Consider the following 25,630-nt stretch of genomic DNA (forward strand, 5'->3'; position numbering starts at 1 on the left):
AGCGGACGTTCTCGAACCAGAACTGTCCGATCAGGCGATTTTCTGGCTCTCGACGGCTGCGAGGCTATAGCCGTCGGTGACGTACGACCAGCATGGACCGGCACAGACACAACGACACACTCGACACCGAGGACGAAGAGATCGGCGCGGCCGCTGCCACCGATCCCGACGACTTCCTCGCAATGGTCCCCACTTCTACCGCGGCGAGGTCAGCCAGGCCAGCAGCGCACAGGACCGACTCGACCGCACCACCGACTGGGCGATCACCCTGATCGCCGCGCTGCTCTCGCTGGTCTTCTCGAGTGCGGACATGCCGGCGTACCTGTTGCTCGTCGGCCTGCTCTTGCTCTCGATGTTCCTTTTCTTCGAGGTGCGTCGCTACAGATTCTACGACGTGTGGCGCGCTCGCGTGCGACTGCTGCAGGAGAACGTCTTCGCGAACGCGTTCGATCCTGCCGGTGTGGAACACCCCCGCTGGCGCGAGGAAGTCGGTGAGGACCTTCGCCGACCGACATTTAAAGTGTCGTTCTTCGAGGCACTCTCTCGACGCGTTCGACGCGTGTACGCGCTCCTATTCGCCATCGTCGGCGTCGCCTGGGTCAGCAAAGTGACGCTCTTCACGCCCGAAGCGCAGTGGACAGAGGCCGCGGAGTTGCCGGGCGTTCCTGGAATCGTCGTCGCAACTGGACTGGCGGTGTTCTACTTCGCCGTGGTGGTCGTCGCGGCCTGGCCGGCAGAACGGCACGCGAAAGGTGAGATTCACGGCGTCGAAAGCGGCGACTGGAAGGGGACGAGGGAGCGGTAGTTCTGAGGGGTGAACTCGAGTGCGGGTAGTATCACAGCAGAGTCACACCAGCGATGAGGGGGTGCCGGGTTTCCGGTCCCACAACGGTCAGTGACACCGTCTTGTCTCTGGGAGCAGCCCAAACCGAATCGGTCAGGACCGGTTCTTCCATTGGGGCGACAGATTCGGGAATAGAAACCCTAATTCGAGAGATATTGCTACTACACGGTCGAAACCGATGGCGAATCGAGACGACGTTTCCAGAGAGTTAGCTAAATGTACGAACTGTGACTCCATCTACGCGGCTCGACAGTGGCCGGACGGTGATATCCAGATGATCGGCAGTGATAGCTGCCCTTGTGGCTCGACCGACTTTGTGCTAGTCGATGATGAAGACGACGACGGCGGCCGAGCAGCGATCGAAACCGAGCCTGGCCGAGAGAGTGACGGCGACGATGATCCGTCACCAGACCGGACTACTGCGGAGTAGGTCGCCCGAATAGCGTCTGAGTCCACGGCTCGTGTGTCGAGTTTCTTTGCTGTGGCTGTGTGTTACTTGCGAGTGGTACTCGAGTGCTGCAGCTCGCTTGGTCACACCCTGGCGACTGTAGTGACACTCAGAATTCGCTGCACGCGTCTGGTCTACTTCGAATCTGCGCGCCGTCATCATCGCCCGCATTTCGGACTCCTCGCTTCGCTCGTCGCCGTGAAATGCGGGCAGAATGATGGGCCGGCGCAGCGGGGAACTACCCGCAAACTGCGTACCCTTGGGTTGCTCACTGTGCGAAATCGTCGTAACTGTGTTAGTCTGTCTCATTGGTGGAAATCCAGCTGCTCGACGAGCGATCGACGCCGCTTCTCCATGCGCTCGCGAAGGCGTCGCCGTCGCTCCTCGGGATCGGCTTTGTCGTAGTGCTGTTCGATCGTCTTCACCGTCGCGTTGACTCGCTCTGCAACGTCCTCGGGCGGCCAGCCGCGGTTCAACAGCCAGGTGACCGTCCCGGTCCGGATCTGGTGCGGTGACCGGCTCGAGGGACACTTGCTCGCGTGCGCGTAGTCAGTGTACTCACAGGCCTCCTGTTCCTTTCCGTGCGGACAGGGGCCGTATCGGCACGGCAGCGTCGCGAGATAGCTCCAGACGCGGAGCGTGTTCTTTCCGGGACGGCCTTGCGCACTCGCGAGCAGCGGTTGCCTGCCGTGATCGTCGTGAACGTCGTACCGGTGCTTCCGCAGGTACTCTTTGACGACGTGCGCGGTCTCTCGAGTGAGCGCGACCGGCCGTTCACCGCCGAGTTTGTTCTTCAGCGGCGTTCCGGTATCGGGCCGGTGGCGAAAGTCGACGTACGGATCGTCGCCCAGCTCGACATCGCGGAGATCGAGCGCACGGAGCCCGCCCTGTCGTGCACCGGTGAACCACGCGAGTTCCAGAAACACGTGCGCACGCGTTCCGTACTTCGCCTCGCTGTTCCGGTAGAACCGGAGCAGTGCAGCCGCATCGTCGGTGTGTAGTTTCGTATCGTTCGACCGGTCTTCCGGGTCGAGATCGGGGATGCGGACCGCGTCAGCGAGCCCATCTTGGCCGGCACCGATGTCCTCCAGGAACTCGGCGACTTTCCGTAGCGTCCACATCTCGCCCTCGAGCGTGGCCGGGGCGACATCCGATGCACGAATCTCGTAGTATTCGTCCATATCATACGGACGAAGATCGCCGACGGTCTCGATGCCGACCGATTCACACCATTCGACCCACAGCTTCAGTCGGTACTCCCAGCCGTGGAGACTCCCTTCAGTGGAGTCCGCTTCGCGTCGACGGAGGTACCGACGGACCGCTTCTCGAGGAGTGAAGTCTTCTGGGTCCGGACGGCGGCGTCGCCGACTCATCGACGCACTCCGCACGCGCCGCTGTGATCTGAAAATGCGATACGCTTACCGTGATCGGGTGTCTGGTTTGTCATGGTCTCACGTCTGTGGGACCGCGGACTCACCGTGCGCGCCGTTAGTTGGTACCTGGGGGCGCGCACGGTCGCTGTCCGTCGGTAGATCTGATCGAAAGGACCACTGATACTTAGCCGTTGCAGGGCCGTTTCCGATTCTTCCGATAAATCGGGGTTTCGTGAAATTCGTGGCTGTTGAAGCCTCTCGCGTACGTCTGCCGATTTCCGATACTTTCCGATTCCGTTTCCGATAGTCGTTCGGAGCCGGATTGACCGGGCCGTGGGCTGTGGGCCGGAGTCTAATCGATACTGTCGATCGGGGAGTTTATCCCCCGTTGCGTCGAGCGATTGCATGCTTCCGTAGTTTAGGTACGGAGGCCAGGCGGGCCGGTGCCCCTAACACCGGGTCCGCGTTCTTCCAGGGACCCGACCGGGCAGCGGCGGGTCCGTCTGGCTTCCGTCATCGACACCGAAACATCGTACCTACTTATAATTAACCGACCGTACGTTAATCTACAGTGAATCGAATGTTGCTACCGATCACAGTAACCAGTATTGATAAAATGGTTGTCTCGCACCTTCCTGTATGCGAAGACCGAGGGTTTCGTGGATGACGCAGGCAGACGACCGCATTCTCGAAACCCTCTCAGATAGCGGGTTGATCCTCTCTCCGCGGGTGCTGGCGGTCAACACCGACTACTCGCGACACTATCTGAGCACGCGACTCGGAAAATTGCACGACGCCGATCTCGTCGATCGCGTCGACGAAGGACTCTACCAGATCACCGACCACGGGCGCGCGTATCTGAACGGGGACCTCGAGGCCGACGAACTCGAGCCGGAACCGTAGGCGCTGCTAAAACCCTCAGCAAATGATGGTACTGCCTCTATAGCGGTAAGTACAGGTGAACGAGCTGCCGGATTTCCAGTCTAATGCTACGACCGTTGTTTCTCAAAACAAATGCTTCTTTACAGATCAACTTGAGGTTTGATTGTCAAATGGAGATTGGACCATTCACAGAAAGATTAGTAGATATACTTGGAGGTGTATTCGGAGGAATCCTGTCAATCTTACTCTTATTAGCATTGTTGATTATTGGAATGGTAATTGCAATGTTAATTTCTTATGTCCCTGCTATTATACTCATTTCATTAGCTATATTAGTAGGATTTTTATTTAACACAGATGCTGCTATCGGATTGGTTGTGGTGTGGGTTATTGGATTGGCTCTAAGAATCGGAGAGTGGTAAATCTGCATGTAGAGTGTGCAGATTTCCACTTCTTATTCTCTAGCGTCTACCGGCTTCCGATACCGCGGCTGAAGCCCAAGCGAGCGTGCAGCAGCAACCGGAATCGTCACCTGCTTCGGCCCAACGGTCACCGATTCGTTCGCAGTGTCTTCGATAAGCGCAGCCAGTTCTTCCCGGTAGGATTTGGGTCGCTCCTCCTGGATCTGCACCGTCTCCTTGTCGCGGTGGTGGATTGCACGGTTCGCGAGATAGGCGAGCACAAAGAACTCACATACTTCAGACGGTGCTTCCGCTAAGTACGAGGGCAAAGTCAAATCACCAATTTCGGTTTTCGGTCCGACTGGTGCACCGAGAACCGCAAGCGTCCTTCCGAGAACCGTCCCTCCCGTGGTTGGACGAACCTCGGTTGCTCTCTCCTCGGATTCCTCGTGATAGAACTCGTGCTCGAGGCCGGCCATCTCCAGCGCGTCGATCACGTGGGATCGGTGGTCGCGATGGTTCAGCGCAAAGGAGGGTGTGTACGTCTCGGTTGCGATCGAACCGCCAGAGAAGACGTTCGCGACGAGCGTGTTGAGCGCGAGAAAGGCATCGTCGCGATAGGTTGCATCCAGCCAGCCCAGCTCGCGAACAGTTTCGATTCCGCGAGCAGCGTCCGGCATCCCATCGTCGTCGACCCACCCGCGAACGCGCCCACGTGGAATATCCTGCGCGTTCGAGATCGCGTACGAGCCCTTGTCCGGGTGCTGACTCGCGTAGCGCATGACAGCCCGATAGTCGAGCACGCCGGCCCACGAATCTGCATACGCACCTCCATCGTAGGTGCGCGCGAGGTCGCGCTCGTCGATCACCGGTTCGTCCCAGTCCATAGGAGCGAGTCACATGAGACTGGCAAAATTCTTGCCGTTGTCACTCTCAGATCTGAGAATGCAAGACGGCGTCGGTTCAAGGGGGTGCTGTAGGTGCTCTGCACCCCCTTGATTATCAGATCTGAAACCCATGTGCTCCTTGATGTGTACCCGAAATGGTTCACTATCTATTGGTTATATATACTGATCTTCCAGTGCTTGCGACAAGCACCGAAACGCGACGAGAAGACGACGCCGAGGATTCGATGCCTAATCCCCCTCGAGCGTCACCCGGTCCTTCCACGGACCCCGGAATAAGTCTTCTCACCGTTTGGGGTGCTGCAAACCAAAACGAAGCAAACAATGGATCTAACAAAATACCGTGCCAAATTAATTGGCAACGAAGAAGAGCGTGCAGTATCGCCTGTTATCGGCGTCATTCTCATGGTTGCGATAACCGTCATTCTCGCAGCCGTGATCGCGGCATTCGTGCTGGACATGGGTGATAGTATTGGCCAAGAAGCAAACGCAGCAGTAGATATCGAAGGTGACGGAACATCTTCTGTGGAAGTTTCAGTGACGAGTTTGCAAAGTGCTGACGGTGTGAAATTAGCTGGTGGAGGTATTGGCGAGGATACAGGAGACACTTATACATATGATGATGCTTACTACACAGAAAGCGTTGGCACAATAGGTAGCTATAGCTCCTCTGATGATTCAGCTGACGAGATTTGTCATAGCAGCAGTGGTGAGCAGACAATTGACGTGGTAGCATACCTAGGAGAAAGTCCAGATTCCACTGAAACAGAAACAGCACAGCAATCTTTCACGATTGACTGCGAATAATAAATAGTGAAATGAACCTCAAAGAATACAGAGCCAAGCTGATTGGTGACGAAGAAGAGCGCGCAGTTTCACCAGTTATCGGTGTCATCCTTATGGTCGCGATAACCGTTATTCTCGCGGCTGTGATTGCGGCGTTCGTACTGGACATGGGTGATAGTATTGGCCAAGAAGCAAACGCAGCAGTAGATATCGAAGGTGACGGAACATCTTCTGTAGAAGTGTCAGTGACGAGTTTGCAGAGCGCTGATGGTGTAAAACTCTCGAGCAGTAACACTGACTGGTCAGATGCAAGTGGTCTTGGCGATTATTACACGGAGGAAGTAGGTACGATAGGATCTTACGACGGAGCTACCGATGGCGAAGGTGGAGAAGGTCTCTGTGCAGGAGATGAAGACACGGAAGAGACAGTTGATGTAATCTCGTACCTCGGTGAAGATCCAGACGACACTGAAACGGAAACAGCACAACAGTCCTTCACAATCGAATGTGTTGACTGATTGTCAAACCGCAACTATATCCTAACTAGCCACACCGATTTATTTGAAATATAGTATAGAACGCAGATTATAACTCTGTTTGTTGGGTTTAGTTTCTTAGTTTTTGATGCCCCTCAACAAGTTCAAGCGCCCATTCACCATCGCCAATATGACGAACGTGGATTTGGTGTTCACCATCAACATTACCGTTCTCGTCAAGCAATCCCTCAATTCGGAGATCGTCTTTCGGAAGTGTAACGCCAGCTGAATTCTGATCCAACTGCCGTAGTTTGTTCAGCGCCATGCACCTGGCGGCAACCCGCCTTGGTATAAAGGTTGGTGACTATCGGTTTGACCAAGGTTTGACCAAGGCTGTGCCACGGTTTTGCGGAGTTTTTCGAGGGAGCGGGTTTGACCCGCGGAGGTATGGCACTTAGCCTACCCCAGAAGTACGTTCCCAACTCGATCCGGAGGGAAGACGGTATCGACCTTACAGACAGCATTCTCGCGCCGATCTTCGTCCTGGCGTCGTTCTCGATCGGCGCGGTCGGGACGCTCGAGTTCAGCGAGCCACTGAACTTCGCGCTGACGGACGCGCTGTATGCAGCCCACGGCACGGAGATCACGTACGCGTTCATCATCTCCGTTGGTGTGCTCGTGATCGGCTGGCTGACCAACGAGACCACGCCGGAGGACTACACCGACGTTGAGACGGTCGTGATGCTCCTGGCGGTGATTCTGAACGTGCTCGGGGCACTCGTACCGGCCGTCTCGCACACGCTGGAAACGATGTGGTACGTCGGCTGGTTCACGGTGTTCCTCAACGGGGCCGCGTTCTACCTGATCGCCTACAAGTAATCGAGGTTCAGAATTCAATGACTTCAGCTATTTCCACCGACGAAACCCGGAGTACAGACAGCCCACAGCCCACGCCCACGGCCCACGATTCGGAGCCGGTGAGTCGCCGCGGGTTCCTCGAGCGCAGCGCGATCGCGGGCGGGGCACTGATCACCCTCGGCGCGGCCGGCGACCGCGTTGCACCGAAATACTCGCCGATCGGTCAGGTGCAAGCAATCCCTCCGGCTGCTATCGGGTTCTACCTTGCATCAGGAGCAGCGGCGGGTGTCACAACGGGCAGCATTCTCTGGCATGAGCCAGGCACCGATCTCGACCCGGAAGACGTGCTCGAAGACCAGCTCTACGAGGCGGCGGCCTCGGTCGCAGACGGCCGGGAAGCGTTCGTCAACGAGATGGAACAGGAGTTCCTAGGGCCAGACGACCCCCAGGACACACCGTACGGCCGCGTCGCCTGGCAGGAAATTCGAGCGGCTGCAGTGCGAGCAATCGTCGACGGAGGGAGCCAAGAAGATGCAGTCGATGCCGCACACGACGCACTCGACAAGCAGACGACTCGGTCGGTTATCAATATCGTCGAGCGTCGGAACACCGGCCTGAACGCGCTCGTTCAACAGCTCACACTCGACGTTGAGGAGTCGATCGGCGTCTTCGAACACGTCGAATTTGACTCCGGAAACACACGCGGGCTCGCGCTCAGTACCGCCAGTGAAGAGGAAGACGTCGAGAACATCGACTGGCTTCGACCGATCGAAGCGTCACAGACTGAAGACGCCGCTGACGACGAATTCGTGATGTACGAGTGGAAGGTCGACCTTCCGGTAGATCCGACCGAGCTGGAGGGGCGAGACGAACCGCTCTGGGAAATCGGACTCGGCCACACGTCGGGTAGTGACAGTCTGTTTGGAGCGGCTGTGGAAACGGAGTGGGCGCAGAACTGGGACGAGTACGGCATCCACACCGACGACTCCTACTCGCTGGTCGCAGAGCACAGCGATCTCGGAGAGACGACGGTTCTCGACACCGGCGAGATCACGTCCGAAGTGCTCGCTGTGGTCGAGACAGCGTACACCGACATTCGAGGCGACGTGCAAACGTACGTCTCCAACCTGTACGACGGCGTCCAGCAGGGTGCGATAGATCCTGCAGACGTGCTCTCGTCGCAGGACATCGTCGACGAGTTCGGCGACAGCGACGACCAGGCGCGAGTCGCTGCGGAACTCCTCGCGATCGGTGCGAACGTTCCGGACTCGGCAAGCTACCGGGCCACGATCTCCCACCCAGACCTACAGGCGGACGAACTGGAAGGCCTGCTCTATCCGCAATTCGACGGCGAAGCGCTGAACCTTCGCAGCGGAATGACGCTCGAACCCGAGGACTACCGCATGGCGTACTTCGGCTACGAGTCCGCGGTAGACGACGGTTTCGAGACGACCACGCTTTCCGGCGAGGAAGCCCTCGAGATCCATTCCGTCTCCGGCCTCGAGGACGAGATCTCGATCGAAGACGAATACGAACCGGAAGCCGGCGTCGACGGCGAAGTGATCCTCTGGACGGGAAGCGGCGCACCCGAACCGATCACCGACCCGGACGAACACGACGGCTGGCAGATCGTCGTCACTGGTGAGACGACCGACCACGTCGCAGACGTATCCGAGGCCGTCGAGGACGGCGAGCAATGGATTCTGGAAACGACCGATCTCGCCGAAGGAGAGGCTATCGAATCGGTCGAAGTCGTGCCCAGCGTCGAGTACTCCCGTTCAATCGACTACGTAGCCGACCCAACCGAGGTAGACGGAGACGAAACGATCGAACGCATGGAGAACCTCCGCGAGCAGGTCGACGACCTCGAGGAGGCGCTCGAGGACGATAGCAGTCCGGGGCTCACGTTCCCCGATGATCCGTTCGAAACCACCGGCGGGGTGCTCGCTGGAATCGCAATCATCGGCGCAGCTATCGCGGTCGTCGTTGGTGTCGTCACGAATCTGCTCCCGTTCGGAGGTGACTGACGTGCGGCGGATTCTTCTGTTTTCCACGCTCGCAGCTCTGGCGCTCGCGATGGGCATGGGCTTCATGGGCGGCACCGCGATCGCCGAGGAGACCGGCAACGAAAGCACCACGCCAGAGTACGAAGTCGAGTTCGGCGACGACCTTCGGATTCTCGACTACCAGCTCGAGGACGGCACCGCGACGATCACCTTCGACGCCGATCGGCCGTTCACCGTCGTCGTCTCCGACGCGCTCGCTGGCGTCGACCAGGAGGGCGCGGTCGAAGTCCCGCAAGAGGAGTTCGAGATCGACACCGGCGAGAGCACGATCTCCACGACCGTGCGCGAAGTGAATGGTGCGTCAACCGTCGGCGTCTCGGTCCAGGGCACGACCGTCAGGCTTGGCACCGAGATGGAAGCACAGGAAGAGAACCCGTTCGAGACGTTCGGCGGTGAGTCCGGCCTCTTCACCGGCGTCATTATGACAACCGGACTGGCGGGGCTTGGGACGGCCTACGTGATCCGCAGCGAAGACAGCGGAGTGATCGAGGCATGAACGGAGACACCAGCGGCACGTTCGGCGGATGGTCGGACCGGCTCACCTACCTGCTCGCGGAAGGCCAGCTGCTCGTCGCCGGTGCCGCGGTCTCGATCGGCGCTGCGCTCATCTGGATTCGACCGGAGATTCCAGGCATGCCGCCGGTCGCTCGAGGGATCTTCGCCGCAATGTTGCTCCTTGGGCCGCCGCTGCTCGGGCTGTTCGTCACCGGAGCCCGGAAGCTCCGCAATCGGCACATGGAGGAAGTGTACCACATCAACGGCGTCACGGACACCCGCCGGAAGCTCTACGTCGCACCCGAGGTATGGGCAGAGAAGACCGTCGAGGGGCCGTCTCCCTACCGCTGTAACGACGAAACAGCATACGAGGTACGCGAGTTCACGTACCACGAGGACACCAGCCAGCTGGTCGTACGCGGGTGCTACTTCAGCCAGATGGCCGACTCGAAGCTCGTCACGACGAAGACTATGCTCGAGGATATTCACGGCGACCTCGTCGACGCGTTCCTTGAGTACAATCGACTCCGCGGACGCATCTCGAAGATGGGCCTCCAGATTCAGAGCGACGTGATCAACGAGGAGGCAGAAGCCGACGAGCGCGGGTTGATGAATCCGCGAACGTCGGTGAAGGAACGGTTCGAATCGGCCAAGAACGACGCCGAGGACCGTGATATCGACCAGATCAAAGACGTTACTCAGTACGTCGAAGAGTACGCCGACGAGCACGAGATCGACACGACCAGCGGGCCACCACAGACGCGCGCACAGGCCGCAGAACAGGCCACTGCAACCGATGGAGGGACTAACCAATGAGATTCTACGGCCAGCAACGACTCTTCGAACTGACGACCAGCGAACTCGAGCGCTACCGAGCGAAGACTCGCGAGCATGAGTACAACGCTGAACGGCCAGAGAAGCGGCTGCTCGCCGAGGAGTGTCGAGAGATGGTGACCGAACTCGAGCAGCGCAAGAACCGAATGCTCGCGAACGCGATTCGTCGACGCCAGCGAGAGGAGATAGAGCACGCACTCGACGAGGCGGAGATCGACGCCCAAGAGATCATCCAGGAACTCGAGAGTGAGTCAGCATGAGTGACGAGCAAGACAACTACACGGTTGGTGGCTTTCGCGAGTACCAGGAGGGAAAGCTCGAGCGCACTCCCGACGAGGTACTTCCGCACACCGGATTCGTTCGCGACGAACAGGTTGACCGTCAGCTGGCGATGCGCGCAATCCACCACGATCCGGACAAGTGGGACGGGAAGGCTGCAAAAGACTACATGGCGGTCGGCAAGAACCGAGACATCCTTCGCGTCGAAGGGAGCGAGACAGCCCGCAACGCGCTCGACAACGGCGATACGCTCACGCTGAAGCACTACATCGGTGACCCAAGCCAGCAGGCCGACCTCGCTGGCATCAAAGCCGTGACCCGACTCCAGGAGATCGTCGCCGGCCCGGCACCCGTCATCGTCGTCTTGGGCGAGATGGGCGCGGGCAAGACCGACTTTGCTGGGCTGTTGGGCCAGCTCCGGGAACGGTGGGTCGACGGCGATCTCCTCGTGGGGAGCAACATCCGGACGCTCGACCGGACCGATCGGTGGGTCCGTGACGACGGCACTGTTGAAGACGGCTGGATTCCACACTACCCGCTACTCGAGGAGTGGGCCAAGCAGGACGGCGATCCCGTGAACAACCCCCAGCAGCCGAAGCTGTTTATCGGAGACGAGTTCTCGACGAACGCCAGCGGCACCGGCGCTGACGGCCACAAAGTCCGTCAGAAGATGGGGCCGTTGGTCTACAAGATCCGCAAGTACGGCGGTGCGCTCATCTACATCGCCCACGGTGAGAGTTCGATTCACCCGCTGCTCTGGCGTGTCGGTATCATCATCAAGAAGACCTCGCAGAAGACCGCTGTCGTCGCCGACCGCGTTTCGGGTGGCAAGCTCGTCGACGTCGATCCGCGACCGCTTGAGGGCATCCCACCAACGGACTGGAACTTCCACACGCAGGACGAAGCCGACTGGTCCTGGGAAGCACCGAAAGGCGACGAGAAAGACGGCGAGGCAATCGCCGAGGAGGACGTGAAACGCGTCGCCGCATGGACGATGGAAGAGTGCCGTCGACAGGGTATGTCCGCGCGCGAAACCGCCGAGTTCGTTCCCTACAGCCACGCTACCGTCTCGAATTGGTGGAACGACATTGACGAAGGCGGGACAAAGGCAGACTGGGTTAACACCGTCGAGCAGGTGATTGCATGACGGCGTCGGGGTGTCTACCTGTAAAGCGGAAGCGACCCCCCTACAGCCATGGGCGGCGCGGTCCGTCAGGACCGCGACGCCGTAGCCCATCGCAGCGCTCTCCGCGCTCGACTCACCACCAGCGGAGGAGTATATATATCGGCGCGCGATGCGCGTGGTCCGCGTGAATCGCTCGAAGCGAGCGAACCACTTCGGCACGGCCGTCGAGAAACGAATGGCTGCGAAGCGCCGGTTCGAACTCGAGCGCAGTTCGTGGCACGACGCCGAGTTTGGCAACGGCACGCCGGTCGAGATCAAATCGACGATGCACGAGCATTCGAACGGCCAGCCCGGAAACTGGAAGGTCTACCGCGAATATCACGAGAAGCTACGTCGGCACGATGGCTGGTACTGTTTCGTCGTCTACCGACCACATGGGCGATCGGGGCTGACGATCCTCCAGGACAAGATGGTTCGTTCGTGCGATCTCCCGCTACTCCGGTGGCATGGCGGTGGCGATCACCGTGGGACCGAACAAGCGAAAATATCGATTCAATCTATTTTCTAATCAGGGAGAATAGCGGTTTCTTGGTTAGATATTATTCAATCCCCAACGCTGCTGCGACCATCGCAGCAACAATCAATAACGCGATTACGGTAGCTGAAAGCCAGGAAAAGCCGGGTGCCGAAGCAAAGGCTGATTGAAGGTCAATAGCGATAGTGGCCAAAGGTCCAGCAAGGACAATGAGCACAAACGCTCCTAAGATGAATTGAGGATTGATTTGTCCCCGTCTTCCCTCATTTGCATCCCTTTCCGTACTCTGCAATCTTTTACGAAACAGCGAACTGCCTTGTCGTTTTGACATTGCGTATGGGTAGATGTTCGATAGGTGTAAAAAACGAATAGTCCTTTTACAGGCCCTCTTACACCCGTTTATGCTCATCAACACCCCCTTGATGAGCGTAAACCCTTGAGTCAACGTTTTTGTTAGACGAATACTTCATAAGATAGTATGGTTCGGGTTCCCGAGGAGTTTCGCGATGAATTCAACGAGAAGGGAGAAACCTTCTTTGAAATTGCTGAGTTGCTATATGCTCATCCCGGTCGCCAGTTTACACAAAACGAACTTGCTGAAAAGATGGAACGCTCGACCACGACCATCAGTAACCATACTCGCGAGATGGTTGACGAAGGCTGGCTTAACCGACAGAAAGACCAAACGACCTTCGCTTGGAATTCTGATGTACACAATCCAGCTAGCACGGAGGGAATCACTGCTGCCAGAAGGTTCTACGTAGACCTCCTAAATCTACTCAAGGAACATTCAAAGACAACTCCCGGTGCATTCGCTATCTTAGGATTCGCCATGATCCTCACAGCGGTGGTGGTATTTGCGGTTTTCGTAGGGTTCTCGCTCAGATTCACTCAAGATTCATCTGTTTCACCTGCGGTTTATATTGTGATCGCTGTCAGCTCGTTTCTGACTGGCGTTATCATGACACTCCTTTCACCAATGCAGGCGATGATAAATCGATTCGTAGGACGGCTCATCTCAACGAACATCTTTCAGAGTAAAGAGTGACCCAAATTCACTCTTCCGTGGCGGTGACGATCTCCGTCTCGATCTCGAAGCTCACTGCTCTCGTCGATAGCGTCTCGGCAATCTCCCGTCGCTGCTCGAGGGTCAGATCATCACGGGCGAGCACCTGGCGTGCAGCTCGGACGAAATGAGGCACGTCATCGCACGCACTCACGACCGCTTTCGTCTTGTTGCAGTCGTAGAAGTCCGCTGCGCGTTCGATTGCAGTTCGTCGGTACGCATAGTCACCGTCGGTTCGGATTCGCATGCTCGTACACACGACCCCCGATATCCTAGTTTTTTCGACTCACTGAACGGCCCATATCGGCCCAAAATCGGGGGAACCTGTCGGCCCAACAGAGAAGAGTCCCATCTCGCAGCGTCGATCGAATCGGAATATGCACACGGCCTGCTCGATCTCGTGTGCATATTCGGGAAACCGATTTTGTCGACGTGCAACCCCCAGGGGAGAAGGAAGAGTCGATAATCTACCTCTGATCGAAAGTTTCTATACGATCTCTCTTCCAGAAAACAGGGGTGGAAAACTACTTTATTGATCTACATTTAGCTATTAATATGGTATCTCCAGAGGAATTCTTCTCGTCATTTGCTCAAATATCTGCAACTATCGTGGGCTTTGTGATTGCAATCAGTACTGTCCTTTATTCGATAGAGCGTGAAAAAAGGGAAGAAAGAACAGATGAATTGAGAGAATCACTCAATGATTTTTTCGCCCATAATCACCAATTGCTATCTGATCTGTTTCATGCGTTTGAAAACACAGCTCCAGACGACTATACTGATGATTTCGACCAAGTCAGCGGGGACTTTGATGAAGCTGTTCAGAAAGCCAAGGAGTTGAAAGAAGAATCTGACTCAGAAGTGGTTATTATATATTCACATTTGGCTATTCTCTACTACAGTACGTTACGCTTAGAGACAAGATGTGATGTGCGGGAATTGAAGGAAATAATTAGAGATTTCAAATCCAGTTTAGATGCACTACAGCATGACTATTTTCATTCAGAGAACCAGTTTAATAGAGGACTCTATAAGGATTTGACGAAACAAGATGAGGATGACATACCAGACGAATATCTTCTCGAATCAGGTGTGTTCAGTAGAGATGACACCAATCCGATTGTAGAGCACCTGAACGAAAATAGAATATCATCACCTACAAATCCGCATAAGAGTACTGTCACTCCCGTGGTTTTATCCGGCAAAGAATTATACACGATACGGGCAGTAGTCAATCGGCTAAGGATTGAGTTCGGGTCTGTTCGGACCAAAAGTTATCGTACACTAATTGATTATGATCCTCACATAGTACAGATCATAAAACTCACAATTGCGATAATAGTGGCTGGTGTGGTTATTCCCATAGCGTTCCTTTTTAGTTTTCCTCCGATTCTCGATAGCCTCCAAATTAGTGGGTGGGATTTGTTTCTATCCCAAATGGTTCTCTTAATAACCACCGTTCTTATTTTTATTTCCACGATAGAACTATTGCTTGTTCAATTACGGCCGTCCAAGAATAATCTCTCCTGTTTATCCCGATTTCTACTTTGGATAGTAGATAAACTATCTATATAACCAAGAAAATCTGTAATTTCAATCTACTGTAGGGGGAGAGAACAGCAGGATCTCACGCAACAAAAAGAACTACTCCAATACCAGTCATTGTTTCATCTGTTTCAACTGGAACAACAGCGTACAGGGGTGAGGGGTGCTGTAATTTTTTGCGCTGTCATCTTAGCGACGCATCTACTCAAATTGGCGAATAGCGTCTGAAACAGTGAGTCCCTGTTGCTCCGCGATCTCGGCAGCAAGGTTCAGTGTCCATTCCTCTTTCTCTGGTCCTCTGTGCTCTCGAACAAGTAGTGAGAGCGCGTAAACAATCAGCAAGTCGTCTTGGGGGGTGTCGCACGACACTGGGTTTGGTTTTTGTTTCACTAATAAACCTTCGTAGGCACATCCGACAACCTACGTTATCGAGGTCCTGCCCCATCCTACCAGTGGGGCTACCCCTTCTCTACCGTCTGGAATCGGCCGCCCCATCTTTGCGCTAGCGCGGCGCGCGCTCTGCGCGCCGCGCAATTACCCTGCCCCCTTAGGGGCACCTACCGTAGGGGTACCCGACAACCCTGTTACCGACACCAACCGATGATACGGACGATTTCACGCACCACAGGCCGCAATTCACCGGTTCTATTGTTCGCTCGAATCGGCTAAACTGGCCCAAAATCTGCGCAGACCGCCCGTTAACACCCAGGTGAAAGTAAAATACGGTGTAGAAAATGGGTTTGTTGAAGAGTGCTGTAATGACACCGGGAAAGAAGGGTGAAAGAAACGAGAGAAAGCGAATGCTGCAGCTATTCACCGGGCAGACCGGACCGACGACGGGTTACCGCAACGGCGGCGGAAGTTCGTCAGCCCGCACCCGAACGTCGCGATCGTCGAGCTGGTCGCGATCGCGGAGGTACGCCAGGTCGTGAATCGACGCGCTCAATCGCTCGAGATATTCGAAGCCAATTGAGTCCGGTTCACTGTCGCTCTCACTGGTCTCGCTGCCGTCCGTAGCTGGCTGCCTATCGTCACTCTCACGGCGTTCACGGCGCTCTTTGGCGCGTTCATCCTGCTGCTCGACAGTGTCGTCCGGGTAGACTTCCCGTAGGATCTCGCGTGCTCGCTCCAGGACGACGCGAGAGACGAAGAACACCATGACCGGATTCCCTTCACGAGAGACGACACCGGTTTCAGCGAGTCGACGAACGTGGTACCGAATCGTCGATCTCGCGAGCCCGGTTCGCTCCTCGAGTGCATCGTAGGTCGCACCGTCGTGTTCAGCGATGACGCGCAAGATGTCGTAGACGGCCGTGGTGGACTCTTTCAGCGCTTCCCGGTAGATGTCCGTCGCCAGGTCTTCGTATCGCTGGCGAAGCATCTCGCGCCGGCCTGTCGGCCGCTCGAAGTCCCACGGCGGTGACATCGGCCCATCGAAGAAATCATCCTCGATGAGGTCCGACCGCTCGATTCCAGCCCATCGTGCGTGCGTCGCGACGACCGTCCGAAGGTGGTCGAGTACCTCGTCCCATTCGGAAACGTGCGGGAGTTCTCCGCGGTCGACACCCGCGTACGAGGCCTCGAGCTTCGGGTGATGGAACGGATCACTGCGCGGCTTCTTGTGCCACTGATTCGCCTGGTAGATCTTCATCTCCGTGCTGTAGCGCTTCGGATCGAACCCGAGGAGGTGCCAGCGGTCACTCTCGACGAGCGCCTCGAGCCAGCCTTCTTTCTGGCGTCGCTGGTGAGCTTCGATCTCGGACTCTCCACCCCAGTCGATGAGTTGCTTCGATTGGTCGAGCGTCTCGACGAGCGCGTTCTTCTTGTCGATGTGGAACCGAATGTGCGCCTCGGCTTTCGGAAGCCGACGGGCGTCGTCGACGCGATCGTCAAGGTCCACCGCGTCAGCGCCGTACACCGCTCGAAGTGCATCGTACATCCGACGCTCCATCTCGAACGGATCTTCCGCCCACGTTGTCCAGGCGAGCAACCGCGTACCCTCGCCGTACGGACACTCGAGTGGATCACCGCTCTTGTAGACCATTTCGCGAAACTGGGGCATGATCTCGACGTGTAACGCGAGCGGCGGCTTTCGAAGGTCACGCTCGCCGTTGTCGTCTTCTGAACCCCATTCGCGGAGCTTCAGGTGCTGTTCGTAGTACGCACGATAGTCGTCACCGCGGCCAGTACCGGCCTTCCATCGCGACGACGTAAGGACCAGCGCGTAGTCTCCTGACGGCAGCCAGTCTGCCTCGAAGTCTTCGACAGCCACGTGCGGCTCGAGGTCACGATCGCCGACGTGCTCGCGCCAGTAGGACAGCGATCGATCGTACAGTGTCCCGCGGTCGGCACTCCGACCAGCGTTCGGCTCCTGGACGTCGGCGAGATGGTTCATCACTGCGGCGCCGTGCGCACGCGGCTTCGGGAAGGTATCGGACTCAGATCCGGTGACATCATCGAACTGCACCGGATCGTCGGCAGCGTCGACGCTCACAGCGGTCCCTCCCGCGCGTTTCGAACGTCGCGCGTACAGTCGTCACACAGACGGCGCAGCCCATCAACCGACTCACCGCAGCGCTCACACTCACTGCTCTCGACGAGTCGGCTCATCGCGTTCCCTCCTCGAGCTTCGTCTCTGCTCGAGCGAGCAGATTCCCGATCGTCCCCGGTCGGCGCTCGGTCCGACGGGCGAACTCGCGAACACCGGTGCCGTTCTCTCGACAGGCGACGTATGCCTCGCGTTCGGCATCGGTCAGACCGGAGAGGTCCGGCCCAAAGTCGACCAGTGTGGCCTGCTCACTCGACATGCTCGCTCACCTCCCGTTCCGGGACCGGAACGTGGCGGACGTGCTCATCAGAGAACCGCAGCTTGACGCCGGTCCAGCCGTCGAGCAGTGCGCCCGCATCGGAGCCACCCGCCCGCATGGGCAATACGATGTCGTAGGGGTGGCGGTCACAGCACCATCCGAACGTAACGAGTTCGTCGAAGGAAGCCGCGAGAACCACGTTCACGAGGTCTGGCTTCTCAATCCGCTGCGACCCCTTCGTCTTGGGAACAGGGTGGCCGCATTCGGGACAGATTGGGATGTTATCGCGATCTCGCGTCGGCTCACGAACGACCGTAGGAGCCATCACACCGAACTTTCGCAGACCGGTTCGGCTCATCGGCTCACCTCCGCTTTTGGACCGTACTCCGCGCGAATATCCGCGTCCGCGATACGTCGACGTAGCTCGTCGTCGACGTGCTCTGTCGCGATGAACTTCACCCGGCCGCAGTCTCGCGGCGGCACCAGACCGGTCGTGCCGGACCACTCGGTGAACTCGAGCCAGCCTGAATCACGGACGGTGGCGTCCGCTACGCACACCAGGCCGTCGGAGAGTTGGATGAATGCAGGCGAGTAGCCAGACGGGAGGTTTCGCGGGTCAACCCGTTCAGGCATCGGTCTCACCTCCGTGGCGACCGGCGGACGTTTCTGGATCTGGCACCGGCACATCGACGCCAGCAGCGGAGCCGCGGCTCAGTCGAGCGTACGAATCGCACTCTCCGCAGCGGTGGGCTCGGTCGCGATCGTCACCGAAGACGCGCCGAAACCGATCGGTAACATGGGAACCACAGTATTCGCAAGTCGAGTGGTCGACCGACGGCCACGGTGCGACCGTCACGCCGACCACCCCCGATTTCCTTCGCTGAAATCGCGTGACTGCGTACGGGTGAATCCCGCGCTGGCAATCACTCCGTTCTGAGGGGTGGTTTCTACGAAGAAACCGCTACTGCATAATTCCCCGTCAGTCGCTATACCGGCGACTATCGGAACAATTCGAGACGTTACAGAATCGCAGTGGACTCGTCGGGATTTGAACCCGAGGCCTCTTCCTTGCGAAGGAAGCGATCTACCACTGATCTACGAGCCCTCGCACGTTTCTAACTCGGGTTTGTATTTGTAGCTTGTGTTTTGAGAGGAGAGCGTTTCAGTCAGTCACTGCCTCACTGTCCGGATCCACCGACAACCGACAGCCGACAGCCGACAGCCGGCAGCTGTCTCCATCCGTTTCGATCAACCCACAGACCGGCGCGTACTCGAGTCCCTCTGGACTTGTAACAGACGAGTGCGCCCGGCGAGCAGGCCGAGCAGGAAGCCGGTGAAGTGAGCGATCAGAGCGACACCGGGTGCGGCGGTCGTGAGGGTGACGACAATTGCGAGGCCGACGAAGACAGTGAGTGTCATCCACTGTGGGATGTCGATGATGGACGCGAAGCCGGCGGAGAGTCGGTTGCCAGTGATGAGGTAACCAAGGAGCGCGAAGATCGCGCCACTCGCGCCGAGGACACCGACGGGGTCGCCGCTGACAAACGGTGCGGCGGCTGCGAAGCCGCTGAGAAGGACCTGTGAGATGCCGGCAATCGAACCGGTGAGGAGGACGAACGTGTGAAAGCGCACACGCGAGGTTGCGCGGGCGACTGGCCATCCGAAAACGACCAGTGCGAGGCTGTTCGAGAGGAGGTGCCAGAGGCCGCCGTGGGCGTAGACACTGGTCACGATCGTCCAGGGGTTTTCAACGAGCGGAAGGGTGAGAACGAACAGCCCGGTCATCAGGCCGACGAGATCCGTGATGGCCTGAATGAGAAAGACCAGGCCGAAAATGACGAGCAGTTCGAAGATGGGACTCGACTGATCGTCGCTGGCGGCGGACCCGGAGGCGCTTGCGCTTGCACCGGTCTCGGGTGAACGGGAGGCCGATCCTGAACGCGAGCGTGCGCCAGGACGTGGCCGCGATCGGTTCGCCATACAGTTTCTTCGGGAGGACGCGATAAAAGTCTGCACGCCTGGTCAGGCAGTCCTGTGAGTGACTGTGGCTGGTTCGGTTTCGGTGGCTGGGCTCTGGTGGGGAGTGGCTATTGCGTGATGGTCCGAGATGAGTACAGCAGCTACGCAGGAACAAATCAGTAACCGATAGTCGGTGAGTGAAAACGCAGCGCGACGACAATGGGGATACCCCATTTCGTCACAGTCGGTCGGTGATCGACTCGCAGACGAGCAGACGTCAGTGAGACGCTGACTTAGTCTTCGAGGACGATCTCGATCGAAACGTCGTTTGGCACCTGGATGCGCATGAGCTGTCGGAGTGCGCGTTCGTCGGCGTCCAGATCGATCAGGCGCTTGTGGACGCGCATCTCCCAGTGCTCCCACGTCGCGGTGCCCTCGCCGTCAGGCGACTTCCGGGTCGGCACCTCGAGGGTCTTGGTCGGCAGCGGAATCGGACCGCTGAGGTTGACGCCGGTGTTGTTCGCAATCTCGCGGACGTCGTCACAGATGTCGTCTAGGTCGTCTGGACTCGTGCCCGCGAGTCGAACGCGTGCCTGCTGCATTTATTTCTCGTTGACGTCGAGGACCTTGCCGGCCGCGATGGTCTGACCCATGTCACGGATGGCGAAGCTCCCGAGTTCTGGGATCTCGCTGGATGGCTCGATGCTGAGGGGCTTCTGTGGGCGGATGGTGACCACAGCAGCGTCACCCGACTGGATGAAGTCTGGGTTCTCCTCGGCGACCTCGCCGCTGGATGGGTCCATCTTCTTGTCGATGGACTCGATCGTACAGGCGACCTGCGAGGTGTGTGCGTGGAAGACCGGCGTGTAGCCGGCCGTGATCACGGATGGGTGCTGCATGACGACGACCTGTGCCTGGAACGTCTCGGCGACGCTTGGTGGCTCGTCGGCTGGGCCACAGACGTCACCGCGGCGGATGTCGTCCTTACCGATGCCGCGGACGTTGAATCCGACGTTGTCGCCGGGTTCTGCCTTTGGCACCTCTTCGTGGTGCATCTCGATCGTCTTGACCTCGCCGCCGACGTCGCTTGGCTGGAAGGAGACGTCGTCGCCGATGTTCATGACACCGGTCTCGATACGTCCGACTGGGACGGTACCGATACCCGAGATGGTGTAGACGTCCTGAATTGGGAGTCGGAGTGGAGCGTCCGTTGGTGGCTGTGGCTCTGGCAGGTCGTTGAGTGCCTCGAGGAGGGTCTCCTCGCTGTACCACGACGTGTTGTCGGAGGCTTCTGCGATGTTGTCGCCTTCGAACGCCGAGATCGGGATGAACGAGGCGTCGTCCGTGTTGAACTGGACCTGCTTGAGGAGCTGCGTGACTTCCTCGACGACGTCATCGTAGGTCGACTCTTTGTAGTCGACGACGTCCATTTTGTTGACGCCGATGATGAGCTCGTCGATACCGAGGGTACGAGCCAGGAAGACGTGCTCCTGGGTCTGGGGCGCGACACCGTCGTCAGCAGCGACGACGAGGACGGCGTTGTCCGCCTGAGATGCGCCCGTGATCATGTTCTTGACGAAGTCGCGGTGGCCAGGACAGTCGACGATGGTGAAGTCGTACTCGTCGGTTGTGAACTCCTGGTGGGCGATGTCGATGGTGACACCACGCTCTCGCTCCTCGGCGAGGTTGTCCATCACGTAGGCGAACTCGAAGCCGCCCTTGCCCTTCTCTTCTGCTTCTTCGCGGTGCTGTTCGATGACGTGCTCGGGAACGCTCCCCGTCTCGTAGAGGAGGCGGCCCACGAGCGTACTTTTCCCGTGGTCAACGTGACCAATTACGGCCAGGTTCTGATGTCGTTCGCTCATTGTTGTAGCTCACGCGCAGAGGCGCTTATATCGGTCTCTTTGTCTCGTTGCGGTTAAAACCATTTCGAAAGCGTATTCTGTCGAACCCCGCGCCTGCTTGCGGTTTGTGTCTCGTACACACGGTTTGGCCACCTGCCGCCCATCACTCGCAAGCCGCTCGAAAGTCACTCGGACCGCTACACGAATGCTTCTTACAAGCCACGTAGATCACTACAGCGGCGGCAGTCGACCAACGTCAGAAAGCACCGCTGTCGCCGTCTCCGGGCCGCCAGCACCACGCCCACTCGAGTGCAACGAGCCTGCGTTGCGCGTCTCAATCTGAACGATGTTTCGCGTGCCGGTGACGGCGAGCGCGCCGTTCTCGGGGACGAGGCGCGGCCCGACGCGGACGCCGTCGCGGGTGGCCTCGCCGATGAGCCGAATGGTTCGGCCGTCCTCTGCGGCGAGGTCGAGCGCGCTGCCGGGGACGTTCTGGATACCCTCGACGGTTGCATCTTCGAGTGAGAAGCCGCCGTCGGCGAGCACGTTCGCGAGGATGACGAACTTCAGGGCGGCGTCGGTGCCGTCGACGTCGAACGTCGGGTCGGCCTCTGCCACACCGAGGTCCTGTGCCTCTGCGAGGACGTGTTCGTAGTCGAGGCCCTCGGCGGCCATCCGGGTAAGAATGAAGTTCGCGGTGCCGTTGAGCACGCCGCGGACGGCGGTGACGGCCTGCGGCGTCGAGTCCTCGATAGTCGAGAGAATCGGGATCGCGCCGCCGACGGTCGCCTCGAAGCGAATCGAACCTGCGCTGTCGGCCTCGAGTTCCCGGAGTTCTCCGTAGCGCTCGGCGACGGGCCCCTTGTTCGCGAGGACGACGTGGTGGTCGGTCTCTAGTGCGCGTTTCGCGTGCGTGAAGCCGGGGTCGGCGTCGCCGAGCGTCGTCGGCGTCGCCTCGACGAGCACGTCGTAGTCGGTTTCGAAGACGACCGTCGGATCGTCGGCACCGATCTCGTCGCCGCCGAGTTTGCGGTCGAGCGCGGCTGCCACGTCGATTCCGTTGGGATCGACGGTCGCCGTCGTCGAATCGGCGAGCGCGACGACCTCGTGGCCGTACTCGCTTGCAAGGTCCGCAACGGAGCGACCGACGTCACCCGCACCGAGGATCGCGAGTCGCCGGCTGGCCCCCATCAGGCCTCACCTCCGAGCAGTGGCTCGACGATAGTGAGGTCCTTGTCGGCTCCGATGGATCGAATGGACTCGAGTGCGGCGTCGGTCCGACCGGAGTCGACGGCGAGTCGGAGGCGGGCGCTGGCGGTGGCGTCGGTGCCGTCGGGAGCGGCGAGCGAGAGGTCGATGACGGCAGCCTCGGCCTCGGATTCGATCCGGGAGAGTGTTTCCGAGAGGTCGTTTTCGACGAGGTGGCCGACGAAGACGATGGATATCTCTTCGCCGTAGCGCTCGGCGCCGGCCTGGATGACGTTGACGCCGGCGTCGCGCAGGCCCTCGACGATGTCGTCGAAGCGTTCCGGTGGGCACTCGAGGTCGACCTCGACGGGGATGTGCCCGCGTGGTGTGATGTTGCCGCGTTCGTGGTGAATACTCAGGAGGTTGCCGCCGTTGTCCGAGATTGGGGAGAGCGCGCGGAGCAACTCGCCGGGTTCGTCGACGAGTTCGAGGCGGACGGTGTAGGGGCGAACGCCGCCGTCGGTTTCTGTTTCCGTTCCGGTTTCGGTTTCCGCTTCTGTTTGCGGTTCGACATCGGCGCCAGCGTCGGCGTCCGCTGTTGTCTTGGCTGTCGCGTCGGACTCAGACTTGGCTGCAGCGTCGCGGTCGCTGTCCGAACCGCCGATTGGTTCGTTACCCATCACCGTCACCTCCCGCGGTCGGGCATCCACACGTCGTCATAGTGACTAACTCCGTAACTCGAGCGTAAAAGGGTATAGGAATTCTCAAAACTGACCGACCCTGCCAACGTGAGACACGCCGCTGTGGTCGACGAACCTGGCCTCAGAGGTGGTCTTTCCCGGGATTCGACGAGCCCCAGTCACCGCGGCCGCCCTCAGTCCGATCGATGCCCATGATGGACTCGGCCTGGTCCGGGCCGCCGAGACTCTCGCGTGCGTCGGGGACTCGAACCGTCACTTCGTCGATGTCGGGCCACTGGATCAGTTCCGCCTTGATGTTACCCGTGGTTACGTCGCTGACCGAACACCCCTTACAGCCACCGCCGAGTTCGATGATGACCTCGCCCGTCTCCGGATCAGCCTCCCGAACGGCGCTCGTCCCGCCGTGCATCTGGATGATCGGCATCTCGCGAGTGAGCCAGGCCTCGACGCGCTCGCGGAGCGACGCTTCGGTCTCAGTGTCAGTGTCGGCGTCGGCGTTACTCATTACCCGCTCTAGGAACTCGAGCGACGAATAGGTTTGGACCGTAAAACCGAACGATCAGGAACGATCACGAGGGTTTTGCGGACATCCACGAAAGAGCCCGCCGACTTCGACGCGAAACCTGGCTCACTCTCGTGACGACTCCGCCGCGTCGTTAGACCGCTGGCGAAGCATCTCGAGTCCGAGTGCGCCACCGGCAACGCCGGCCGCCCCGGCGACGCCGGCAGCCGTGAATCCTGGGATAGAGTCAGCCGTGTCACTTTCGCCGCCGCCGTCCCCGTCATCATCGCCACTGCCATCCCCGCCACCCGACCCAGCGTCGTCCGCCTGCGCCGGGAACACCAGCAGTGCACCCTCGGTGTCAGCGCTCGGAATCGCTTCCGTGCTGCTCGCGACGAACGTCTCACCGGGCTCGAGTACCCGCGCCGTCCAGAAGCCCAGATCCTCGGCGTCGCGCCAGCCGGCGAGTTCGGTGGGTGAGGCCGGGTCAGAGACGTCGTGGACCATCACGCCGCCGCGATACCACGAGGAGTAGAGGCGATCGTTTCGCAGTTCGAAGTTATGGGCGGTCGTCCACATACCGTCGTTGTATCCCTCGTTCTCGGCGGGTGGTGCCTCGATCGTCGCCTGGTAGGTTGGCTCGCTCGGATCGCTCACGTCGAAGAGGTCAATTCCGCCCGGACCGTCGGGGTCGTCGCCGCCGGTCGCCCAGGCCTCGCGGCCGACCCCGAGCAGGGTGCCAGTGTCGTCGACGGCCGAGTAGTGGTCGTTGCCCGGCAGCCCCTGCTGGGCGTCCGTCACACCAGCGAACGGAATGTCCTGTTGCTCCTCAAGGTCTGTCTCGGCGACGTGGGAGATGTACGCCGGTTCGGCGGGATCGCTCACGTCTATCAGGTAGGTTCCTGCGTTCCAGTACGCGAGGTACGCGATTTCGTCGTGCACGTAGACGTCGTGAAGGTATCGCAGAAGCCAGTGGACCTCCTCCCAGCCGGACTCGAACTCGAGTAGCGACCAGCGGCCGACCGCTTCGACGGTGTCGTCACTGATGTCGAAAATGACGAGCGGGTTTTCGGCGGGTTCCTCGCTGTTCGCGACGACGTACAGCAGGTTGTCCTCGAGGAAGCAGTTGTGAATGTGATAGTCGGTTCCGTAGGGCTCAGTAACGGCGACAGGCTCTGCTGGATCGCTGACGTCGTAGCAGATGAAGCCGTGAAAGACCGAGTCATTGGCCAGGTTCGCCGGCCCGGGGACGACCAGACGGTCGCCGCTAACTTTCACGTCGAGGATTTCCGTGAGCGGTGCACCGTCGACCGAAATAGAATCTTCGCGCGCGAGTACCTCCGGATCGGTCGGGTCGGAGATGTCGACAGTTGCGAATCCCGTCGCCGTTGCGAGATAGGCAGTCTGCCCGTCGTCGCCGACGACCGCTTCGGCCGCGCCGCCGACCGACGTGCGACCGACTGGTTCGTAGGACTCAGGGAACGCGTCCTGTGGCGTCGATTCGACCGGCCCGTCGGAAAACGAGTCGGGGTTGGTGGTCGTGATGTTCGACTGTGAACGTGAACCGGTAGCGACGGTCGCGTGTGAGGGGGCGTGCTCGTCAGTTGCAGACACCGAAGACGCGGACAGGGCGACACTGAGGCCGGCCCCGGCGGTCAGACCGGAGTGGAGGAAGGCTCGTCGACGCATACGTGGTATTGCGACGCACGG

The 25,630-nt window shown here is 59.0% G+C and carries 31 protein-coding genes, 1 tRNA gene and 1 pseudogene; 15 read left to right on the forward strand and 18 right to left on the reverse strand.

Annotation, left to right across the window (positions count from 1 at the left end; translation table 11 throughout):
- Positions 1-92: 92 nt before the first annotated feature.
- Positions 93-805: pseudogene (locus C483_RS14655) on the forward strand (DUF2270 domain-containing protein).
- A 313-nt stretch (positions 806-1,118) separates the two neighbouring features.
- On the forward strand, positions 1,119-1,274 hold the full coding sequence (locus C483_RS20935) for a hypothetical protein (protein ID WP_241431521.1): 156 nt from the start codon (positions 1,119-1,121) through the stop codon (positions 1,272-1,274).
- Between the two features lie 323 nt (positions 1,275-1,597).
- Here C483_RS20935 and C483_RS14665 read toward each other — a convergent pair whose 3' ends face one another.
- Entirely contained in the window at positions 1,598-2,665 is a 1,068-nt protein-coding gene (locus C483_RS14665; protein ID WP_006654149.1) for a tyrosine-type recombinase/integrase, read from the reverse strand.
- 663 nt (positions 2,666-3,328) lie between these two features.
- On the opposite strand from C483_RS14665, the gene C483_RS14670 reads away from it, so the two are divergent.
- Both C483_RS14670 and C483_RS20065 read left to right on the forward strand, forming a co-directional pair.
- Positions 3,329-3,568, forward strand: coding sequence for a MarR family transcriptional regulator (locus C483_RS14670; RefSeq protein ID WP_006654150.1), 240 nt, complete (start codon positions 3,329-3,331; stop codon positions 3,566-3,568).
- A 149-nt stretch (positions 3,569-3,717) separates the two neighbouring features.
- Positions 3,718-3,969 (forward strand): hypothetical protein, encoded by a 252-nt coding sequence (locus C483_RS20065; RefSeq protein ID WP_152419889.1) that lies wholly within the window; start codon positions 3,718-3,720, stop codon positions 3,967-3,969.
- 32 nt (positions 3,970-4,001) lie between these two features.
- Here C483_RS20065 and C483_RS14675 read toward each other — a convergent pair whose 3' ends face one another.
- Entirely contained in the window at positions 4,002-4,835 is an 834-nt protein-coding gene (locus C483_RS14675) for a hypothetical protein (RefSeq protein WP_006654151.1), read from the reverse strand.
- Between the two features lie 342 nt (positions 4,836-5,177).
- On the opposite strand from C483_RS14675, the gene C483_RS19595 reads away from it, so the two are divergent.
- Positions 5,178-5,660: a type IV pilin gene (locus tag C483_RS19595; protein ID WP_006654152.1), complete on the forward strand. Its 483-nt coding sequence runs from the start codon at positions 5,178-5,180 to the stop codon at positions 5,658-5,660.
- Positions 5,661-5,671: 11 nt separating this feature from the next.
- Positions 5,672-6,157 carry a type IV pilin gene (locus tag C483_RS19600; RefSeq protein WP_006654153.1) on the forward strand — a complete coding sequence of 162 codons (486 nt, stop codon included), beginning with the start codon at positions 5,672-5,674 and terminating at the stop codon, positions 6,155-6,157.
- An 88-nt stretch (positions 6,158-6,245) separates the two neighbouring features.
- Here the strand turns inward: C483_RS19600 and C483_RS19605 are convergent, their stop codons facing one another.
- Complete coding sequence (locus C483_RS19605; protein ID WP_083860440.1) at positions 6,246-6,440, reverse strand: hypothetical protein; 195 nt, start codon at positions 6,438-6,440, stop codon at positions 6,246-6,248.
- Between the two features lie 122 nt (positions 6,441-6,562).
- Here C483_RS19605 and C483_RS14685 point away from each other — a divergent pair, with 122 nt between their 5' ends.
- From C483_RS14685 to C483_RS14715, 7 genes are all read left to right on the forward strand, one after another.
- Entirely contained in the window at positions 6,563-6,994 is a 432-nt protein-coding gene (locus C483_RS14685; protein WP_004213756.1) for a hypothetical protein, read from the forward strand.
- A gap of 17 nt (positions 6,995-7,011) precedes the next feature.
- A complete protein-coding gene (locus C483_RS14690) occupies positions 7,012-9,000 on the forward strand; it encodes a hypothetical protein (protein ID WP_006654154.1) in 1,989 nt (662 codons plus the stop codon).
- Positions 8,993-9,535: a hypothetical protein gene (locus C483_RS14695; protein WP_006654155.1), complete on the forward strand. Its 543-nt coding sequence runs from the start codon at positions 8,993-8,995 to the stop codon at positions 9,533-9,535. Before C483_RS14690 ends, C483_RS14695 begins: the two co-directional genes overlap by 8 nt.
- Complete coding sequence (locus C483_RS14700) at positions 9,532-10,350, forward strand: hypothetical protein (RefSeq protein WP_006654156.1); 819 nt, start codon at positions 9,532-9,534, stop codon at positions 10,348-10,350. Before C483_RS14695 ends, C483_RS14700 begins: the two co-directional genes overlap by 4 nt.
- Complete coding sequence (locus tag C483_RS14705) at positions 10,347-10,628, forward strand: hypothetical protein (protein WP_006654157.1); 282 nt, start codon at positions 10,347-10,349, stop codon at positions 10,626-10,628. The genes C483_RS14700 and C483_RS14705 overlap by 4 nt, the downstream gene beginning before the upstream one ends.
- Positions 10,625-11,794 (forward strand): hypothetical protein, encoded by a 1,170-nt coding sequence (locus C483_RS14710; protein WP_006654158.1) that lies wholly within the window; start codon positions 10,625-10,627, stop codon positions 11,792-11,794. The genes C483_RS14705 and C483_RS14710 overlap by 4 nt, the downstream gene beginning before the upstream one ends.
- Before the next feature lie 148 nt (positions 11,795-11,942).
- Entirely contained in the window at positions 11,943-12,341 is a 399-nt protein-coding gene (locus C483_RS14715; protein WP_006654159.1) for a hypothetical protein, read from the forward strand.
- A 31-nt stretch (positions 12,342-12,372) separates the two neighbouring features.
- On the opposite strand, the gene C483_RS20070 is transcribed toward C483_RS14715, so the two are convergent.
- Positions 12,373-12,639 carry a hypothetical protein gene (locus C483_RS20070; protein WP_152419890.1) on the reverse strand — a complete coding sequence of 89 codons (267 nt, stop codon included), beginning with the start codon at positions 12,637-12,639 and terminating at the stop codon, positions 12,373-12,375.
- Positions 12,640-12,786: 147 nt separating this feature from the next.
- On the opposite strand from C483_RS20070, the gene C483_RS14720 reads away from it, so the two are divergent.
- Positions 12,787-13,356: a MarR family transcriptional regulator gene (locus C483_RS14720; RefSeq protein ID WP_006654160.1), complete on the forward strand. Its 570-nt coding sequence runs from the start codon at positions 12,787-12,789 to the stop codon at positions 13,354-13,356.
- A gap of 7 nt (positions 13,357-13,363) precedes the next feature.
- Here C483_RS14720 and C483_RS14725 read toward each other — a convergent pair whose 3' ends face one another.
- Positions 13,364-13,621, reverse strand: coding sequence for a DUF7692 domain-containing protein (locus C483_RS14725; protein WP_006654161.1), 258 nt, complete (start codon positions 13,619-13,621; stop codon positions 13,364-13,366).
- A 308-nt stretch (positions 13,622-13,929) separates the two neighbouring features.
- Between C483_RS14725 and C483_RS14730 the strand changes: the two genes are divergently transcribed.
- Positions 13,930-14,949 carry a hypothetical protein gene (locus tag C483_RS14730; protein WP_049912762.1) on the forward strand — a complete coding sequence of 340 codons (1,020 nt, stop codon included), beginning with the start codon at positions 13,930-13,932 and terminating at the stop codon, positions 14,947-14,949.
- A gap of 811 nt (positions 14,950-15,760) precedes the next feature.
- Here C483_RS14730 and C483_RS14740 read toward each other — a convergent pair.
- The 13 genes from C483_RS14740 to C483_RS14800 form a co-directional block, all read right to left on the reverse strand.
- Positions 15,761-17,413: a winged helix-turn-helix domain-containing protein gene (locus tag C483_RS14740; protein WP_006654163.1), complete on the reverse strand. Its 1,653-nt coding sequence runs from the start codon at positions 17,411-17,413 to the stop codon at positions 15,761-15,763.
- Between the two features lie 112 nt (positions 17,414-17,525).
- Positions 17,526-17,726 carry a hypothetical protein gene (locus C483_RS14745; RefSeq protein ID WP_006654165.1) on the reverse strand — a complete coding sequence of 67 codons (201 nt, stop codon included), beginning with the start codon at positions 17,724-17,726 and terminating at the stop codon, positions 17,526-17,528.
- Positions 17,716-18,084: a hypothetical protein gene (locus tag C483_RS14750; protein ID WP_006654166.1), complete on the reverse strand. Its 369-nt coding sequence runs from the start codon at positions 18,082-18,084 to the stop codon at positions 17,716-17,718. The genes C483_RS14745 and C483_RS14750 overlap by 11 nt, the downstream gene beginning before the upstream one ends.
- Complete coding sequence (locus C483_RS14755; protein WP_006654167.1) at positions 18,081-18,359, reverse strand: hypothetical protein; 279 nt, start codon at positions 18,357-18,359, stop codon at positions 18,081-18,083. The genes C483_RS14750 and C483_RS14755 overlap by 4 nt, the downstream gene beginning before the upstream one ends.
- Positions 18,352-18,591 carry a DUF7563 family protein gene (locus tag C483_RS20940; protein WP_049912766.1) on the reverse strand — a complete coding sequence of 80 codons (240 nt, stop codon included), beginning with the start codon at positions 18,589-18,591 and terminating at the stop codon, positions 18,352-18,354. The genes C483_RS14755 and C483_RS20940 overlap by 8 nt, the downstream gene beginning before the upstream one ends.
- Positions 18,592-18,759: 168 nt before the next feature.
- Positions 18,760-18,831: transfer RNA gene (locus C483_RS14765), tRNA-Ala, on the reverse strand.
- Positions 18,832-18,974: 143 nt separating this feature from the next.
- A complete protein-coding gene (locus C483_RS14770) occupies positions 18,975-19,706 on the reverse strand; it encodes a rhomboid family intramembrane serine protease (RefSeq protein ID WP_006654168.1) in 732 nt (243 codons plus the stop codon).
- 272 nt (positions 19,707-19,978) lie between these two features.
- Positions 19,979-20,287, reverse strand: a complete 309-nt coding sequence (rpsJ, locus tag C483_RS14775) for a 30S ribosomal protein S10 (RefSeq protein ID WP_004215311.1) — start codon at positions 20,285-20,287, stop codon at positions 19,979-19,981.
- Positions 20,288-21,550 carry a translation elongation factor EF-1 subunit alpha gene (gene tuf / locus C483_RS14780; protein ID WP_006654169.1) on the reverse strand — a complete coding sequence of 421 codons (1,263 nt, stop codon included), beginning with the start codon at positions 21,548-21,550 and terminating at the stop codon, positions 20,288-20,290. It abuts the gene before it with no gap.
- 210 nt (positions 21,551-21,760) lie between these two features.
- A complete protein-coding gene (locus C483_RS14785) occupies positions 21,761-22,720 on the reverse strand; it encodes a homoserine dehydrogenase (protein ID WP_006654170.1) in 960 nt (319 codons plus the stop codon).
- A complete protein-coding gene (locus C483_RS14790) occupies positions 22,720-23,397 on the reverse strand; it encodes a hypothetical protein (protein WP_006654171.1) in 678 nt (225 codons plus the stop codon). Before C483_RS14790 ends, C483_RS14785 begins: the two co-directional genes overlap by 1 nt.
- Before the next feature lie 142 nt (positions 23,398-23,539).
- Positions 23,540-23,923 (reverse strand): NifU family protein, encoded by a 384-nt coding sequence (locus C483_RS14795; protein WP_006654172.1) that lies wholly within the window; start codon positions 23,921-23,923, stop codon positions 23,540-23,542.
- A 123-nt stretch (positions 23,924-24,046) separates the two neighbouring features.
- A complete protein-coding gene (locus C483_RS14800) occupies positions 24,047-25,609 on the reverse strand; it encodes an LVIVD repeat-containing protein (RefSeq protein WP_006654173.1) in 1,563 nt (520 codons plus the stop codon).
- Positions 25,610-25,630: the final 21 nt, after the last annotated feature.

Source organism: Natrialba hulunbeirensis JCM 10989 (genome assembly GCF_000337575.1).
Taxonomy (GTDB): domain Archaea; phylum Halobacteriota; class Halobacteria; order Halobacteriales; family Natrialbaceae; genus Natrialba; species Natrialba hulunbeirensis.